Source organism: Pseudomonas sp. TH32 (assembly GCF_016650855.1).
GTDB lineage: Bacteria > Pseudomonadota > Gammaproteobacteria > Pseudomonadales > Pseudomonadaceae > Aquipseudomonas.
The window spans coordinates 1031485-1048380 of sequence record NZ_JAEKFA010000002.1 but is presented as its reverse complement, the minus strand read 5'-3'; the positions used below and the strand labels follow the sequence as shown (position 1 = coordinate 1048380).

The 16896-nt window shown below is 62.3% G+C and carries 10 protein-coding genes and 2 pseudogenes; 3 read left to right on the top strand and 9 right to left on the bottom strand.

The features are described 5' to 3' along the window. Positions 1–142: 142 nt before the first annotated feature. From JFV30_RS08565 to JFV30_RS08540, 6 genes and pseudogenes are all read right to left on the bottom strand, one after another. Complete coding sequence (locus tag JFV30_RS08565; protein ID WP_010175157.1) at positions 143–625, bottom strand: type VI secretion system tube protein Hcp; 483 nt, start codon at positions 623–625, stop codon at positions 143–145. A gap of 33 nt (positions 626–658) precedes the next feature. Further along, a complete protein-coding gene (tssC, locus tag JFV30_RS08560; protein ID WP_242487044.1) occupies positions 659–2158 on the bottom strand; it encodes a type VI secretion system contractile sheath large subunit in 1500 nt (499 codons plus the stop codon). Between the two features lie 79 nt (positions 2159–2237). Then, positions 2238–2738 carry a type VI secretion system contractile sheath small subunit gene (gene tssB / locus JFV30_RS08555; RefSeq protein ID WP_201123046.1) on the bottom strand — a complete coding sequence of 167 codons (501 nt, stop codon included), beginning with the start codon at positions 2736–2738 and terminating at the stop codon, positions 2238–2240. A gap of 35 nt (positions 2739–2773) precedes the next feature. Beyond that, positions 2774–3796: a type VI secretion system protein TssA gene (tssA, locus tag JFV30_RS08550; RefSeq protein WP_201123044.1), complete on the bottom strand. Its 1023-nt coding sequence runs from the start codon at positions 3794–3796 to the stop codon at positions 2774–2776. An 839-nt stretch (positions 3797–4635) separates the two neighbouring features. Beyond that, positions 4636–6077, bottom strand: a pseudogene (locus JFV30_RS08545) (mechanosensitive ion channel domain-containing protein). Between the two features lie 63 nt (positions 6078–6140). Then, on the bottom strand, positions 6141–7007 hold the full coding sequence (locus JFV30_RS08540) for a pirin family protein (protein ID WP_010175174.1): 867 nt from the start codon (positions 7005–7007) through the stop codon (positions 6141–6143). Between the two features lie 197 nt (positions 7008–7204). Here JFV30_RS08540 and JFV30_RS08535 point away from each other — a divergent pair, with 197 nt between their 5' ends. Beyond that, on the top strand, positions 7205–8311 hold the full coding sequence (locus JFV30_RS08535; RefSeq protein WP_201123042.1) for an efflux RND transporter periplasmic adaptor subunit: 1107 nt from the start codon (positions 7205–7207) through the stop codon (positions 8309–8311). Between the two features lie 2 nt (positions 8312–8313). Next, positions 8314–11385 (top strand): efflux RND transporter permease subunit, encoded by a 3072-nt coding sequence (locus JFV30_RS08530; RefSeq protein WP_201123040.1) that lies wholly within the window; start codon positions 8314–8316, stop codon positions 11383–11385. A 151-nt stretch (positions 11386–11536) separates the two neighbouring features. Here JFV30_RS08530 and JFV30_RS08525 read toward each other — a convergent pair whose 3' ends face one another. The 3 genes from JFV30_RS08525 to JFV30_RS08515 all read right to left on the bottom strand — a co-directional run bounded on the left by JFV30_RS08525 (position 11537) and on the right by JFV30_RS08515 (position 14608). After that, a complete protein-coding gene (locus JFV30_RS08525) occupies positions 11537–12766 on the bottom strand; it encodes a M20/M25/M40 family metallo-hydrolase (RefSeq protein ID WP_201123038.1) in 1230 nt (409 codons plus the stop codon). A gap of 68 nt (positions 12767–12834) precedes the next feature. Then, positions 12835–13893 (bottom strand): diguanylate cyclase, encoded by a 1059-nt coding sequence (locus tag JFV30_RS08520; RefSeq protein ID WP_169387788.1) that lies wholly within the window; start codon positions 13891–13893, stop codon positions 12835–12837. Between the two features lie 79 nt (positions 13894–13972). Further along, positions 13973–14608 carry a LysE family translocator gene (locus tag JFV30_RS08515; RefSeq protein ID WP_201126153.1) on the bottom strand — a complete coding sequence of 212 codons (636 nt, stop codon included), beginning with the start codon at positions 14606–14608 and terminating at the stop codon, positions 13973–13975. A gap of 130 nt (positions 14609–14738) precedes the next feature. On the opposite strand from JFV30_RS08515, the pseudogene JFV30_RS08510 reads away from it, so the two are divergent. Continuing rightward, positions 14739–16140 (top strand): annotated as a pseudogene (locus JFV30_RS08510) (aminotransferase-like domain-containing protein). Positions 16141–16896 lie beyond the last annotated feature (756 nt).

Genomic DNA, 16896 nt, shown 5'->3' with positions numbered 1-16896 from the left:
AATCGGGGTCATGTGAATCTCCATCACTTGAACGCGCCACCTTGCGGGAGCCGGATTGCCGGCGATGGCCATCTCGAGAACACCGAACGGTTCAACGGCCTCATCGCCGGCAAGCCGGCTCCTACAGGGGGCGGCAGCGGGGTCAGATTTTGGCGTTGGCTTCCAGGTCCCACTTCTTCGGTGTGCCGGTGATCACGGTGTCGCCGGTGAAGGAGTCGTACTCGTAGCTGATGGTGGTGAAGTTGATGGAGATGGTTTCGCTCGGGCGTTCGCCGTTACTGCTGGCGGAGTAGGAGCTGATGATGGCTTTGCCCAGGATGATCTTGAGGAACACCTGTTGCTTCTTGTCCGGGCCGCCGGTCTGGATGAAGTGGATCTCGGCATCCCCCAGGCTCTTGCCGCACACCGCTTCCATGAACAGGTCGGCCGAGGCCAGGTCGGTGGCCTTGGTCAGGGAGATTTCCGAGAACGACGGGTTGCTGGTGTCACGGTCGGCACCGCCGCCGCTGGTGGAAATCGCCCGACCGACGCCCATCTGGATCGCGTCGATGGTGATCCAGTCCTTGTGCGCCTCGACAGTGGAAGTGCCTTTGATTTGTTTGCCTTTGAAATTGAGCAGGATCATGGTCAGTACCTTGGTTGGGGTAGGAAGGTGTTATCAGGAAGCCTTGGTCGACGGCAGTTTGGAGACCAGGCGCAGGGACACGGTCAAGCCTTCGAGCTGGTAGTGCGGGCGCAGGAAGAACTTGGCGCCGTAGTAACCCGGGTTGCCTTCGATCTCTTCCACCACCACTTCCGCGCCGGCCAGGGGTTTGCGGGCCTTGTCGGCGTCGGTGGCAGTGGCCGGGTTGTGCTCCACGTAGCGGCCGATCCAGTTGTTGAGCCACACCTGCATGTCGTTGCGCTCTTTGAACGAGCCGATCTTGTCGCGCACGATGCACTTCAAGTAGTGGGCGAAACGGCAGGTGGCAAACAGGTACGGCAGGCGCGCGGCCAGGTTGGCGTTGGCAGTGGCGTCCGGGTCGTCGTACTCGGCGGGTTTGTGCATCGACTGGGCGCCAATGAACGCCGCCAGGTCGCTGTTTTTCTTGTGCACCAGGGGCATGAAACCGTTCTTCGCCAGCTCCGCTTCACGGCGGTCGCTGATGGCGATTTCGGTGGGGCAGGTCATGTCGACGCCACCGTCATCCGTGGGGAAGGTGTGCACCGGCAAGCCTTCCACCGCGCCCCCGGACTCGATGCCGCGAATCTGCGAGCACCAGCCGTAATGCTTGAACGAGCGGTTGATGTTCACGGCCATGGCGTAGGCCGCGTTGGCCCAGGTGAAATCCCGGGAGCCGGTGCTGTCGGTGGTTTCTTCGAAGTCGAAATCTTCCACCGGGTTGGTCTTGGCGCCATAGGGTGCGCGGGACAGGAAGCGCGGCATCGCCAGGCCCACATAACGCGAGTCTTCACTGGCACGGAAGCTGCGCCAGGCGGCGTGTTCCGGGGTCTGGAAGATCTTGGTCAGGTCCCGCGGGTTGGCCAGCTCCTGCCAGGACTCCATCAACATCACACTGGGGTCGGCGGCGGTGATCAACGGGCAGTGGGCGGCGGCGCTGACCCGAGCCATCTGGGTCAGCAGCTCCACATCCGGCGCGCTGTTGTTGAAGTAGTAGTCGGCCACGAACGCACCGTAGGGTTCGCCGCCGAACTGGCCGTATTCCTCTTCGTAGAGCTTCTTGAAAATCGGGCTCTGGTCCCAGGCCACGCCCTTGAACTTGCGCAGGGTCTTGTGCACTTCGTTCTTGGAAATATTCATCACCCGAATCTTCAGCGACTCGTCGGTCTCGGTGTTGTTGACCAGGTAATGCAGGCCGCGCCAGGCACTTTCCACGCCCTGGAATTCCTCATGGTGGAGGATGTGATTGACTTGTTCGGTGAGCTTCTGGTCGAGGGCGGCGATCAACCCTTCGATGGTGCCCAGCACGTCATTGGACAGCAGGTGCGTGCCTTGCAGTGCCTGCTCGGCCAGGGTGCGCACGGCGGTTTCCACCGCTTCCTTGGCCTTGTCGGTCTTGGGCTTGAACTCTTTTTGCAGGAGGCTGGCGAAGTCGCCGGCATCAAAGGCGGCGGCGCCTTGTGGCAGTCCTGACTGTTCCGATTGCGTAGTGGACATGACGGTATCCTTGAAATTTGGGCAAAAGCGTCCCCGTACCGGGGCAAACGAGGCGCCGGCAGAGTCAGCGAAAAATCAGTTACTCGGGTTGTTGGGGCGCGCTGCTCAGCGCTTGCATCACCGCAGGATCGCTCAGCAGCTTGGCGATCAATTCTTCAGCGCCGACCTTGCCGTCCATGTACGTCAGCAGGTTCGACAACTGGCTGCGGGCGGTCAGCAACTGGTTGAGGCTCGGCACCTTGCGGGCGATGGCGGCCGGGGTGAAGTCGTCCAGGCTTTCGAAGGTGATCTCCACCGGCAGGTTGCCTTCGCCGGTCAGGGTGTTGGGCACCTGGAACGCCACCCGTGGCCTCATCGACTTGAGGCGGTCGTCGAAATTGTCGATATCGACTTCCAGGAACTTGCGCTCGGCCACCGGCGGCAACGGCTCGGCGGGTTTGCCCGAGAGGTCGGAAAACACGCCCATGACGAAGGGCAACTGCACGGTCTTTTCCGCGCCGTAGATTTCCACGTCGTATTCGATCTGGACGCGTGGTGCGCGGTTGCGAGCGATGAACTTTTGACTGCTTTCTTTGGCCACGGGATAGCTCCAGTGTGAGGGTTGATAGGGGAAGGTCAGTCGTTGCCGGGGCGGATACCGCTGACCAGCGCCAGTTGTGCAAGGCCGTCGGGGGCGAGGTCTTGCAGCAATTCCATGAAGTTCTTGTCGATCAGTTTCTTCGCCCGCTGCAGCAGGAACGGCACGGGGCTGGCGGGTTCGTGGGTGTTGAAATAGGTGCACAGGCGGTCGATGGCCTGGCGCGCGTCTTCGCGGCTGTTGATCTCGCCTCTGGCCGGCTGTGGGGCTGCGGCGGTTGCCGGGTGAGCGTCGACGCCGGTTGCCGGGTTTTCGCTTGCAGGCAAGCGGCGGCGCACGGCTTCGGCGGCGCGGCGCAGTACGTTGGCCAGGCCGCTGAGGTCAATGGCGCGCCCCACGCCGACGTTTTCCGTGAGGCGTTGTTCGATGTGCTGGCTGCGTTGCAGGGCTTCGGTAAGGGCGGCTTCGATGCCACGCAGGGTGTCGGGATCGGCTTCGGCGAATGCGCCATCGATAAGGGCCAGGGTGTCGCTGCTGCCCTGCTCGCCGCTGGCCTGGTCGAGGTCCCGCAGGCTGAATTGGCCGAGGCTGCGGGTGCTGACCAGTGGGGTGTCGAGGAGGTCGCGCAGCAAACCGGTGGGTTCGCACAGGGAGGCCAGGATATTGATGCGCAGCAGGGGGTCGTGGTCGTCGTCCGGGTCGAGCTGTGGGTGCAGGCCGTCCCAGCAGTGGATCAGCAGGGCTTCGATCAGGCCCAGGCCGGCGTTGAGGCCGTGGATGCCGTGCAGGTTGAGCTCGGCGCGGGTGAGCCACATGGCCAGGCGCAGGTCCCGGCTGCGTTGCATCAGGGGCAAGGCCAGGGACGCGACGAGTTTCCAGTTGGGTTCGATGGCCTGGGTGATGGTGTCGCCGTATTGGACCTCGGGTTTGCCCAGGGCTTCTTCTTCCAGCAGGAGGAAGTCGGGGTCGTATTCGACGTTCTCGCCACAGGGGGCGGTGTCGCCCATCGGGTGGGCCAGCGCTGTGAAATCAAGGGGTTGCGCTTGGGTGGAGAGGTCCATCGTACTGCCCTCGTTGAAGATGTTCTGGGGATAGAACGGGCGAGGGTTTGGGTTTATTCCCCTTGGGTTGAAAAAATCTTGGGCGGGGTGGTTTTGGGGGTTGGGTGTATATCCGTTATTTGGGTGATGGCGGCTATTGGTTCCGCTCTTACAGCGGGTCACTTTTGAAAAGAGCCCAAAAGTAACCAAAAGGCTCTTGCCCCACCACTCGGCACCTCGCTCAGGCTCGGTGTGCTCTCACTCCGGCCAGCGTGGTTTAACGGGGCGCCTAAGATCAAGATCAAAAGCAGATCAAGAGCACAGCGGCCTACAGGCCGGCTTGAGTGGTGTGAAGCAAAGGCAAAATCAAAATCAAAATCTAAAGCGGGCACGGTCCAACTGTAGGAGCTGGCTTGCCTGCGATGGCATCGCCTCGGTGTACCTGAAAAACCGAGGTGTCTGCATCGCAGGCAAGCCAGCTCCCACAGAAAAGCAGAGCCGCAGCAGTTTCAGATTTGGCTTTCGCTTTTGATTTGGCTTCTACCACTCAAGCCGGCCTGTAGGCCGCTGTGCTCTTGCTTTTGATCTTGATCTGACTGCCCCAATAAGCCCGAGGCCGAACGCAGGGATTGAGGAGCGGGTAAACCGGCAGGACGCCGGTTTAGCCGCGACGGGGCAGGGACGCCCCGTCGCGGCGGCCCGCGGAGCAATGCCGGAGTGAGGGAACACCGAGCCTAGGCGAGGTGCCGACAGGCGGGGCAGAGCGTTTTGGTTACTTTTGCGCTTTTCAAAAGTGACCCGCTGTAAGAGCGGAACCCTAAGCAGCCGTTACCGCAGCAACGGATATGTACACCAAAAAATCAGGCCCGACTCCTGAGCCACTGCATAAACCCTTTCTTCACAGGCACCACAGGCGCCTCCTGCGTCAAACTCTGAGCCGCATGCAACCGGAAATCCAACAAACTCTTCATCGCCTCACTGATGTCATGCCGAGCATCCAGACAAGGCTTCAGATACTCCTTCTCAATCCGGTACAACGTACAAAACGTCTTCGCCGAAAAGTCCGCAGGCACGCCCTGCTCCGAGAGAATCCCCGCCTCGCCAATGACCTCCCCGGCCCCATCCGCCCGGCTTCGAACTTGTGCCCGGCCTTGGTCAACATCACCGAAATCACCCCCGATTCGATGATAAACAGATGATCACTCACCTCCCCGGCCGGCAAAATCATCTCCCCGGCGCGGAAGGTTTGCAGCGTCATGTTCTGGCTGAACGTCTCCTTCTCCTCCTGACGCAACGTCGAGAAAATCGAAGAACTCTCCAACAACGCCCGCGCCCGCGAAACCGCCACCGGCGTATTACTCTCGGCCGCCGACAACAAACTCACCCCCGCCGCCTGCAAATGCCGGAACGCCAAATCATAAAGTTGATTACGCACCTCACGCTTGAGCGTCATCGCCGGCACAAACCCGCTGATCTCATATTCGACGCCACCACTGGCCGACGTCTTGAATGCGACGCTGGGCGCTGGCTTGGCCAACAACGGCCGGCACCCCTGCATCGCCCGCTCCAGCGCATCCAGCACGGTTTGCGGCCGCGCATGCGGGCTGACTTGCAGGCTGACCGACAGCCCAAACATATCCGCCGGGCGCGAAAAGTTGATGATCTTGGCCTTGGCCGCCAACGAATTGGGCACCACCGCCAGACTGCCCTGGGAGGTTTGCAACTGGGTGGCACGCCAGTCGATATCAATCACCCGGCCTTCAGTGCCGTCGATGGAGATCCAGTCATCCAGTTGGTAGGGCTTGGTGGTGTTGAGGACGATCCCGGAAAACACGTCGCTCAAGGTGCTTTGCAACGCCAGGCCGACGATGATTGCCACCGCGCCGGAGGTGGCCAGCACGCCCTTGACCGGCAGGTCGAGCACGTAGGCCATGGCCGCGATGATCGCGATCAGGAAGATCACCGCCCCCACCAGGTCCTGCAACAACCGCCCGGTGTGCCCGACCCGCTGCATCATCACCGCGCCGAGCAATACCGTGAGGGTGCGCGCCGCAAATAACCACCAGCCAATCTGGAACGCCGTGGCCGCCAGGTGCAGCGCCACGTTGTCGCCATACGGCGCGACCTGCATCGGGTTCATGCCTTCGTTGAACAGCACGGCGCTGAACACGGCGAAGATCACCACGCGCGCCACCAGCTTCCAGTTGCCGAAATTGGCAGAGATCAGGCGCCACACGGCGATGTCGATCAGCACCAGCGCCAGCGCGCAGAACATCGGGTGATCGGAGATAAATGAGGGCATCCAGGCGACTCCAGGGCGAATGCCATGAAGATCGCATGAAATGCCTCTGGAGGGTATAGCGCCCTAGCGCTGCATCTGCCCGAATTGCCCGGACTGATAGTCGGCAAACGCCTGGTGGATTTCCTGCTCGGTGTTCATCACGAACGGACCGTGGCCGACGATGGGTTCGTCGATCGGCTCGCCGCTGAGCAGCAACACCATGGCGTCGTCGCTGGCCTCCAGGCGCAGTTGCGTGCCATCGCGTTCAAACAACGCCAACTGGCCTTCCCGTGCCACTTCGGTTGCGTTGATCCGCACCGTGCCGCGCAAGACCACCAACGCGGTGTTGCGCCCGGCGTGCAGGTCCAGCGTCACCGAACGGCCGGCGTTGAGGCGCATGTCCCACACGTCGATAGCCGTGAAGGTACGGGCCGGGCCCTTGACCCCGTCGAACTCGCCGGCGATCAAGCGCAGGCTGCCGGCGTTGTCGGCCAGGGGCAGCGTCGGGATATCGCTGTCGAGGATCGTCTGGTAACCGGCGTCGGCCATTTTGTCCTTGGCCGGCAGGTTGACCCACAACTGGACCATTTCCAGGGCGCCGCCGCTGCGGGCGAAGGCCTCGGAGTGAAATTCCTCGTGAATGATGCCCTTCGCCGCCGTCATCCATTGCACATCGCCAGGGCCAATGGTGCCGCCGGCGCCGGTGGAATCGCGGTGCTCGACTTCGCCCTTGTAGACGATGGTCACGGTTTCAAAGCCGCGATGGGGATGTTGCCCCACGCCACGGCGTTGTTCGGTCGGGGTGAATGCCGCAGGACCGGCGTGGTCCAGCAGCAGGAACGGGCTGATCTGCTTGCCCATGGTGTCGTAGGAAAACAGCGTGCGAACCGGGAAGCCGTCGCCAACCCAGTGCCCGCGCGGGCTGGTGTAGAGGCCGATGATCTTTTTCATATGTGTCTCCAGTAATGAATACACCTTAAATCCGTTATCAATCCGGCGCTAGACGGCAAAATCGGCCTTGATCGTCCCACCCATGGAACGCTCACGCGGGGCTGGATTATTTTATATTTCGATCATAATATGGCGCTAAATATTACGTGCGTAATTTTTACCTTCTCCACACGTACACCCGCCCCACGGAGCCCGCCATGAACCCTCTTCCCCTGCGCCTTCTCACGCCCCTTGCCCTGTTGGCGATACTCGCCGGCTGCAACAACAAGGCCGACCCCGTCGCCGAGGCGCCCCTGCCCCGCCCCGTTTTGGCCGCCAAGGTTGAAGCCGCCGGCAGCCAGCAAAGCGCCTACACCGGCGTGGTGGCCGCCCGTACTGAAAGCGATCTGGGGTTTCGCGTCAGCGGCAAGGTGATCGAGCGCAAGGTGGATCCCGGCCAGCATGTCAGCCGTGGCGACACCTTGCTGGTGCTGGACATCGGCGACTTCGAACTGGCCCTGCGCTCGGCGAAGAACCGCGTCAATGCGGCCCAGGCCCAACTGCGCCAACGCCGGGACGATGAATCCCGCTACCAGCGCCTAGCCAATACCGGCGCGGTGTCGCGGCAGATTTTCGACCAGTCCGCCACCAACCTGCGGGTGGCCGAAGCCGAGCTGGCCTCGGCGCAGTCCGACGCCAGCCAGATCGAAAACCGCCGCACCTACTCGGTGCTCAGGGCCGACAGCGACGGCATCATCACCGACGTGCGGGTGGACCGCGGCCAAGTGGTCGCCGAGGGGCAAGTCGTCGCGCGCCTGGCCCACGACGGCGCCCGGGAAGCCATCGTCAACCTGCCGGAAAACCAGCGCGACCAGGCTTCGCAAAGAGCCCTGGCGTTTCCCTTCGGCGCCCCCGAACAGGCGGTGACCGCTACGTTGCGTGAACTGTCCGCCAGCGCTGACCCGACCACCCGCACCTACCGTGCCCGCTATGTATTGCATGGCCCCGTCGACCGCTTCGCCCTCGGCTCGACCATCACCGTGCGCCTGCAAGGTGACGGCCAGGCGCAGCAAACCCGCGTGCCCATCGGCGCACTGCAGGATGCCGGCAAGGGCACGGGGGTGTGGGTGATCGGCAGCGATGACAAAGTCAGCTTTGCCCCGGTGAACGTTGTTCGCCTCGGCCAGGAAGACGCCTTGCTCGACAGCGGCGTGAGCCCGGGCCAGGTGGTGGTCGCCCTCGGTGCGCACCTGCTGCACAGCGGCGACGCGGTACGCCTGTTGCCGGCCCAGGTAGTGGCCCTCAACCGTCAGCAGGAACACTGATAATGCGCGGTATCAACCTCTCCGAACTGGCGGTCAAGCATCGCGCGGTCACGCTGTTCCTGATCATCGCGATCCTCGCCGCCGGGGTCTTTGCCTTTGGCAAGCTGGGCCGCGCCGAAGACCCTTCGTTCACCGTCAAGGTCATGACCATCACCGCCGCCTGGCCCGGCGCCACAGCCCGGGAGATGCAGGAACAAGTCGCCGACCGCCTGGAAAAACGCCTGCAAGAGCTGGACTACTACGACCGCGTCGAGACCATCGCGCAGCCGGGTTTTGTGTCGATGCGCATGACGTACCTGGAGTCCACGCGCCCCAGCGAGATTCAGGACCTGTTCTACCAGACCCGCAAAAAACTCAGCGACGAAGCCGCGAAGTTGCCCAAGGGCGTGATCGGGCCGTTTTTCAACGATGAATACTCCGACGTGTACTTCTCCCTGTACGCGCTGGAGGCCGAACACCTGCCCCACCGGCAACTGGTGCAAATGGCCGAGGACATGCGCCAGGGCCTGCTCAACCTGCCGGGCGTAAAGAAGGTGAACATCCTCGGCGAACAGGCGCAGCGCATCTTCGTCGAGTTCTCCTATGAACGCCTCGCCACCCTGGGCATCAAGCCCGAGCAGATTTTCGCCGCCCTCGCCGCCCAGAACGCCGTGGCGCCTTCAGGCTTTGTCGAAACCGCTGGCGCCCGGGCGTATATCCGTATCGACGGGGCGTTCGACAGCCTGGCGCTGATCGAAAACGTCCCGCTGGAAGCCAATGGCAAACTGCTGCGCATCGCTGATGTGGCCACCGTCAGCCGCGGTTATGAAGACCCGACCAGCTACCGCATCCGCCATCAGGGCGACCCCTCCCTGATGCTCGGGGTGATCATGGAGAAGCACTGGAACGGCCTGGAACTGGACAAGGCCCTCAAGGCCCAGGAGGCGAAAATCCAGGCCGACCTGCCGTTGGGAGTCAACTTCGCGAAGGTCTCCGACCAGGCGAAAAACATCAGCCTGGCGGTCAACGAGTTCATGCTGAAGTTCTTCGTCGCCCTCGCCGTGGTGATGGTCATCAGCCTGCTGGCGCTGGGGTTCCGGGTCGGGCTGGTAGTCGCCGCTGCCGTGCCGCTGACCTTGTCGATCGTGTTTGTGATCATGCTGATGACCGGCCGCGAATTCGACCGGGTGACCCTGGGCGCGCTGATCATTTCCCTGGGCCTGCTGGTGGACGACGCGATCATTGCGATCGAGATGATGGTGGTCAAACTCGAGGAAGGTTTTGACCGGATTCACGCAGCCACTTTCGCCTGGAGCTCCACTGCCGCACCGATGCTCACCGGCACGCTGGTGACGATTATCGGCTTTCTGCCCGTGGGTTTTGCCCGCTCGGGTGCCGGGGAATACGCGGGGAATATCTTCTGGATTGTCGGCTTTGCGCTGATCGCGTCGTGGCTGGTGGCGGTGGTGTTCACCCCGTACCTGGGGGTCAAGCTGCTGCCGCAGATCAAGCCGGTTGCCGGCGGCCACGATGCGATTTATGCCGGCCGTTATTACCAGAAACTGCGCCGCCTGGTGGACACCTGCGTACGCAACCGCTGGTGGGTGACCGGGCTGGTGGTGGCCGCCTTTGTGTTGTGTGGCCTGGGCATGGGCGTGGTGAAGAAGCAGTTCTTCCCCAACTCCGACCGGTCCGAGCTGATCCTTGAGGTGTATATGCCGCCGGGCAGCGCCTTCAAAAGCACCGAGGCGGTGGCGGCGCAGGTGGAAAAAGCGCTGATGGAGGAACCGCAGACCGTGATGGTCGACACCTACGTCGGCGGCGGTGCGCCACGGTTTTTCCTGTCGCTGAACCCGGAGTTGCCCGACCCGGCTTTCGCCAAGCTGATCGTGCAGACCGCTGACGCCCATGCGCGGGACGCGCTGAAAAAGCGCATGGGTGAACGCATCGCCGCGGGTGAGTTTCCATCGGCACGGGTGCGGGTTACCCAATTGGTGTTCGGCCCGCCCGTGCCCTTCCCGGTGGTGTTTCGCGTGTCCGGTCCCGACCTGAACGTGCTGCGCGGCCTGTCTGAAGACGTGCGCCAGGTAGTCGCCGCCAACAAACTCACCCGCGACAGCTTCCTCGACTGGGGCGAGCGTGCCAGCAGTTATCGGCTGGTGCTGGACCAGGACCGTCTGCGACTGCTTGGCTTTACCCCCGACGGGGTGAAATCCCAGCTCAATGCGCTGCTCAGCGGCAACCCGATCACCGAAGTGCGCGAAGGCAATCGCACCGTGTCAGTGGTCGCCCGCTCCCAGGGCAGCCAGCGCGAAGACCTCGGCAACCTGGACAACATGACCCTGACCAACAGCGCCGGCGTGTCGGTGCCACTGGCCCAGGTCGGGCATTTCCAGGCGGTGATGGAAGAGCCGATCCTCAAGCGCCGCAATCGGGCGCTGACCGTGGAAGTGCGTGCCGATATTGTCGACGGCACCCAGCCGCCAGACGTGGAAATGGCGGTGTACAAAGACCTGCAGCCACTGATCGCCAAGCTGCCGGCCGGTTATCAAATCGTCATCGGCGGCCCGGTGGAAGAAAGCGCCAAGGCCAACGTCGCGCTGGCGGCGCTGTTCCCGATCATGATCCTGCTGACATTGACCGTGATCATGTTCCAGGTGCGCTCATTCGGGGTGATGTTCATGGTGTTCGCCACCGCACCGCTGGGGCTGATCGGAGCGGTGCCGACGTTGCTGCTGTTCAACCAGCCGTTCGGGTTCAACGCAATATTGGGGCTGATCGGGATTGGCGGGATCTTGATGCGCAACACGCTGATCTTTACCGACCAGATTCGTCAGAACCAGGACCATGGCATGGTGATTCGCGAGGCGATCATCGAGGCCACGGTGCGCCGGGCACGGCCGGTGATCCTGACCGCGCTGGCGGCGGCATTGGCGTTTATTCCGCTGACACTGTCAGTGTTCTGGTCGTCGCTGGCGTATGTGCTGATTGGCGGGGTGTTGGTGGGGACGGTGTTGACGTTGCTGTTCTTGCCGGCGTTGTGCAGCTTGGTGTTGGGGCGGGAGAAGACGCGGGAAGTGGTGACCGCAAGCTGATCCAACCAACACCACAGGACAGTGTGGGAGCTGGCTTGCCTGCGATGGCGGTGTATCAGTCAAAGAATTCATGACTGACAATCCGCTATCGCAGGCAAGCCAGCTCCCACATTTTGATCTGCTTCCACAGACGATCAGTGATGGTTTCGGATCAGCGCTTTGACAGTTCCATAATCATCCGGCTCAGCAGGTAAATCCGCGGCGCCACGCTCTCCACCTCGGCATATTCCTCCGGCGTATGGATATTGCCCCCGACAATCCCGAACCCGTCCAGGGTCGGCGTGCCCACGCCAGCCGACAAGCTGGCATCCGCCGCCCCGCCGCTGCCTTCAATGGTCAACGTGCGACCCAACTCGCCATAAATCCCCTGGGCAATCGCGACCAACTTGTCCGACTCCGGCGTCTGCGGCATCGGCGGCAGGCCGCGGTGCAGGCTGGTGGTCACTTCAGTCTCGGGGATCAGCTTGTTGGCCGACACCCGCGCCAGGTCTTTCTCGATCCGGTCAAACTCTTCCGGCAATGCGGCCCGTACGTCAGCCTTGGCAGTGGCCTGGTCCGGGATCACGTTGACCCGGTCGCCCGAGTTGATCACGGTGAAATTGATGGTGGTTTTCTTCTCCGCATCCCCCAGCTTGCCCAGTTGCAGGATCTGGTGCGCCGCTTCCATCGCCGCATTGCGCCCCAACTCCGGCGCCACACCCGCGTGGGCGGCCTTGCCCTTGACCTCGACCACGGCGGTGGCGCTGCCTTTGCGCCACACCACCAGGCCGTCCGCCGGGCGACCCGGTTCCAGGTTGAGGGTCACGTCGTGGCCCTTGGCAGTGTTGCGGATCAGCTCGGAGGCGCCGTCGGTGCCGGTTTCTTCGCTGGCATCCAGCAGGAAGGTGATTTGCGCATAGTCCTTGAAGCCCTGGTTTTTCAGGACTTTCAAGGCATAAATGCCGGCGACGATGCCGCCCTTGTCATCCATCACGCCCGGGCCATAGGCACGGCCGTCCTTGATATGGAACGGCCGGGCGGCGGCCGAGCCTTCCTTGAACACGGTGTCCATGTGGGCCATCAGCAGGATCCTGGCCTTGCCGGTGCCTTTAAGGGTGGCGATGACATGACTGTTATGGGCGGCTGCATCAGGCACCAGCTGGATACTGAACCCCAGTTGCTTGAGCTCGTCGACCGCGATGTCACGCACTTGGGTCAGGCCCGGCTCGTAGCCGGAGCCCGAATCGATATTCACCAGGCGCTCCAGAAGTTTCAAGGCATCGGCCTTGTACTGCTCGGAATCGGCCTGGATCTGTTTGTGGGGTTCGGCGCTGAAGGCCGGCATGGCGAACGACAGCGCCAGGGTGGCGGCCAGTAACGTGCGTGGGAAGTTGAAGAGCATGAACCGATCCTTGTTTTTGTTGGAAGGTAGCCCTCCACCCTACCTGACAATAAACAATTTGTTGATCCTCAGATCGACCTCAACCAACTTCCCTGCACCGAACTGACCCGGTTGCGCCCGCTGCTCTTGGCTTCGTACAGCGCCTGGTCGGCATCATTCAGCCAACTGGTGGCGTCACCGTGTGCCGGCCGGTACGGTGCCAGGCCGATACTCAGGCTGGCGCGCAAGGTCGGGTCCTGGGCGTAGGCCAGCGAGTTGAAGCGGTCACGCAGGGCGTCCATCACTTCGGTGGCGCGGTTCAGGGGCATGTCCGGCAGGATCACGCAGAATTCGTCGCCGCCATAACGCCCGGCCAGGTCAGTGGCCCGCAGGTTCTGGCGCAGGACTTTGCTCAACTGGCGCAGCACGATGTCGCCGGTGACGTGGCCGTAGGTGTCGTTGATGGTCTTGAAGTGGTCGATGTCGATCAGCGCGATGGCAGCGCCCTGCTGGTCGCGGCGGCAGCGCTGGAACTCGATTTCCAGGTGGTCTTTCCAGGCACCGTGGTTGAGCAGGCCGGACAGGCTGTCGGTGCGGCTCAGGGCCAGCAACTCGCGTTTGTGCCGCGCCAGGGTGATCGCTTGCCGGTAGCAGATCCAGCCCAGGGCCAGGGGATACAGCATCAGGATCGGCAGGCAGGCGTAGAGCTGCACTTCGCTGGTGAGGGCCGTCACCGCCGGGGTGAACACCAGCATCGACGCGCCGATCCCCAGCGCCTGGGCCACCCAGCCAGCGAACATGAAGCGCGGGCCGCCGATGGCGACGTTGTTCATGGTCATCATCGACAAGGTGGTCACGCTGGGCAGCGGGTTGAACTGCATGGCGCCCACCCAGAACCCGCCGCAGAACGAGTCGAACAGCAGGTTGCGGTGTTCCGAACGCAGGGAGTTCTTTGAGCGTCGCGACCATTGGTACGCCACATGCGGCCAGACAAAGGCGTTGGCGACCATCACCACCCAGACCCAGGCGGGCTTATCCAGCGGATAGATGGCGGCGGCCACACAGATAAACCCGAGGGTCAATCCCAGGGCGCGCGACTTGTATAAGCGTGTGGCGAGCGAAAGTCCCTTTCCTCCTGCGGCTGGCATGGTCTGGCTTGATCCTGGATGAATGCCCGAAGTCTATCAGGGCAACGGCAGATCGCCACTACCGCTCATAAGCTGGCCTTCAGCTGGAAAAGCCCCGGGCCAGCATCAACGCAACCCCCAGCAGCAACACCGCCGTGGCCCTTTGCAGCAACACCCGACGCTTGGGGTTTTCCAGCACGTGCTTGATGCGCTGGCCGAAATAGCAATACAGGCAGCCGCTGGCAAATTGCAGCAACAGGAAGGTCAGGCCGAGGATGGCGATATCGGCGGCGGCGCTGCCCTGGCCGATTGCGGCGAACTGCGGGAATACCGCGCTGAACAGAATGATTGCCTTGGGATTGGACAGCCCGGTGAGCAGGCCCTTGCCGAACAGGCTGCGGGCATTTTCCGGGGTCGGGTCGGTGGTCTTGATCGTCACCCCGCTGCTGGTCCATTGCTTGTAGGCCAGGTAAAGGATATAGGCGACGCCCACCACCTGGATGATTCGGGTGATCAGCGGGTAGTCCTTGATCAGCTCGGAAAAACCCACGGCAAAGATCAGGATCGAGACCAGGTAGGAAACACTCGCCCCGAACTGCGCCGGCAGGGAGCGGCGCAGGCCGTCTTTCAGGCCAAGGCTGAGCAATAGCAAGGTCATGGGGCCGGGGCTGAACGCCAGGGTGGTGCACAGCAGCAGGAAATACAAAAAAGAAGACAGCGTCAGCGCAGTGGCCATGGCGTGGGGTTTCACAGCAGGAAGTCAGGCGTGCAGTCTAGGGCGCGCACCGCGCCAGAGGCAGGTAAACTCTACGGATATATGCGCAGACTTTACCGGTAAAGTTGGCGGCAAACTTAAGGACAGTGTGATGCCCATTCCCGCGATTCACTTTCATGATCGAGCGCCAAAAGTGCAGCAGATCGTCGATGCCCTGGCCCATGCGATTGAGCAAGGCGAGTTGGCGGCGGGCAGTAAACTGCCTTCGGTGCGTGAGTTGGGCGTACAACTGAGCGTCGGAAAATTTACCGTGAATGAAGCGCTGGATCGGCTGCGCGGGCGTCACCTGCTGACCTCCAGCCAGGGCCGCGGGCACTTCGTTGCGAGCAGCCTGGCGCAGCCTTCGTCCAGCAACTGGGTCGACTTGCTGCCCCAGGACTTGCTCAGCGTACTGCGCCGCCCCCTGGCCATGGCCCAGGGCGACCTGCGCCCCGGCGGCGGCCACCTGCCGGAAGACTGGCTGGACTCCGACGTATTGCGCCAGGCCATGCGCAGCGCAGTGCGCGCCCCCACCTTGCGCATCGCCGGGCTGGGCACTCCGGCGGGCCTGCTGCCATTGCGCCAGGCATTGCAACAGAAACTGCACGGTGAAGGGTTGTCGGTGCCGGTGGAGCAGATCATCACCACGCCCAACACGGTGCAAGGCCTGGACATGCTCATGCGCCTGCTGGCACGGCCCGGGGACACGGTGTTGCTGGATGCGCCGTGTTATTTCAACTTCCACGCCAACCTGGCATTGCATGGGGTCAAGGTGGTGACCATCGCCCGGCGGCCTGACGGTTTTGATTTTGCGGCGCTTGAGCAGTTGCTCGCCGAGCATCGTCCCAGCCTGTACCTGACCACCAGCGTGTTGCATAACCCGACCGGGCATTCGTTCAGTCCGAGCCAGGCGTTTCGCCTGTTGCAACTGACCAGGGAGTATCACTGCCATATCGTCGAGGATGATCTTTACGGGGACTTGCACCCTAACCCCCGCCGCGTCTGGCGACGTTGGCGGGATTGGAGCAGGTGACGTACCTGTCGGGGTTTTCGAAGGTGCTGACGGCGAATGCGCGGGTGAGCTATGTGGTGGCGGCGCCGCAGTTGGCGGCGAACCTGACCAACATGAAGTTGATGAGCGGCGGGATTACGTCGGAGTTGTTCGAGCAGATTGTGTATCGGCTGCTGAGCGAGGGCGGGTATGCGAGGCATCGCAAGCGCATGGTTCAGCGGCTGCTCGAGGCCGGGGGCGGGTTGAGCAGTGGCTGCGGCGTTGTGGGTGTGAGTTGCCGATGGGGTTTGAGGGTGGGATGTTTATTTGGGCGCGGTTGCCGGCTGGGGTTAATGGTGAGCGGTTGGCTGAAGCCGGTTTGAAACGCGCGATGGTGTTGGCGCCGGGGGCGTTGTTTGGGTATGAGCCGGGGTTGCGGGATTTTATGCGGTTTAATGTGGCGCATTGTGATGAGGCGCGGGTTCAGGGGGTGTTTGAGGGGTTGTTGCTGTCGCAGTTGTAGGTTGGGGTTGGGGTTGGGGTGTATATCCGTTATTTAGGTAACGGCTGCCTATGGTTCCGCTCTTACAGCGGCTCACTTTTGAACAGCGCAAAAGTAAGCAAAACGCTCTTGCCCCACCACTCGGCACCTCGCTCAGGCTCGGTGTGCCCTCACTCCGGCAGCACGAAGCGGGCCGCCGCGACGGGGCGTCCCTGCCCCGTCGCGGCTAAACCGGCGTCCTGCCGGTTTACCCGCTCCGTACTACCTGCGTTCGGCCAGCGTGGTTTAACGGGGCGCCTAAGATCAAGATCAAAAGCAGATCAACAGCACAGCGGCCTACAGGCCGGCTTGAGTGGTGTGAAGCAAAGGCAACATCAAGATCAACATCTACAGCGGGCACGGTCAAATGTGGGAGCTGGCTTGCCTGCGATCGCATCAACTGGGTGCATCTGAAAAACCGAGTTGTCTGCATCGCAGGCAAGCCAGCTCCCACAGAAAAGCAGAGCTGCATCAGTTTCAGTTTCAGATTTGGTTTTCGCTTTGGCTTTTGATCTGGCTTCTACCACTCAAGCCGGCCTGTAGGCCGCTGTGCTCTTGCTTTTGATCTTGATCTGGCTCTGACTGCCCCAATAAGCCCGAGGCCGAACGCAGGGATTGAGGAGCGGGTAAACCGGCAGGACGCCGGTTTAGCCGCGACGGGGCAGGGACGCCCCGTCGCGGCGGCCCGCGGAGCAATGCCGGAGTGAGGGAACACCGAGCCTAGGCGAGGTGCCGACA

Excerpts from the sequence above, each read along its gene's own strand:
- JFV30_RS08565 (WP_010175157.1), bottom strand. The coding sequence starts at position 625 with ATGATCCTGCTCAATTTCAAAGGCAAACAAATCAAAGGCACTTCCACT.
- tssC (WP_242487044.1), bottom strand. The coding sequence starts at position 2,158 with ATGTCCACTACGCAATCGGAACAGTCAGGACTGCCACAAGGCGCCGCC.
- tssA (WP_201123044.1), bottom strand. The coding sequence starts at position 3,796 with ATGGACCTCTCCACCCAAGCGCAACCCCTTGATTTCACAGCGCTGGCC.
- JFV30_RS08540 (WP_010175174.1), bottom strand. The coding sequence starts at position 7,007 with ATGAAAAAGATCATCGGCCTCTACACCAGCCCGCGCGGGCACTGGGTT.
- JFV30_RS08535 (WP_201123042.1), top strand. The coding sequence starts at position 7,205 with ATGAACCCTCTTCCCCTGCGCCTTCTCACGCCCCTTGCCCTGTTGGCG.
- JFV30_RS08530 (WP_201123040.1), top strand. The coding sequence starts at position 8,314 with ATGCGCGGTATCAACCTCTCCGAACTGGCGGTCAAGCATCGCGCGGTC.
- JFV30_RS08525 (WP_201123038.1), bottom strand. The coding sequence starts at position 12,766 with ATGCTCTTCAACTTCCCACGCACGTTACTGGCCGCCACCCTGGCGCTG.
- JFV30_RS08520 (WP_169387788.1), bottom strand. The coding sequence starts at position 13,893 with ATGCCAGCCGCAGGAGGAAAGGGACTTTCGCTCGCCACACGCTTATAC.
- JFV30_RS08515 (WP_201126153.1), bottom strand. The coding sequence starts at position 14,608 with ATGGCCACTGCGCTGACGCTGTCTTCTTTTTTGTATTTCCTGCTGCTG.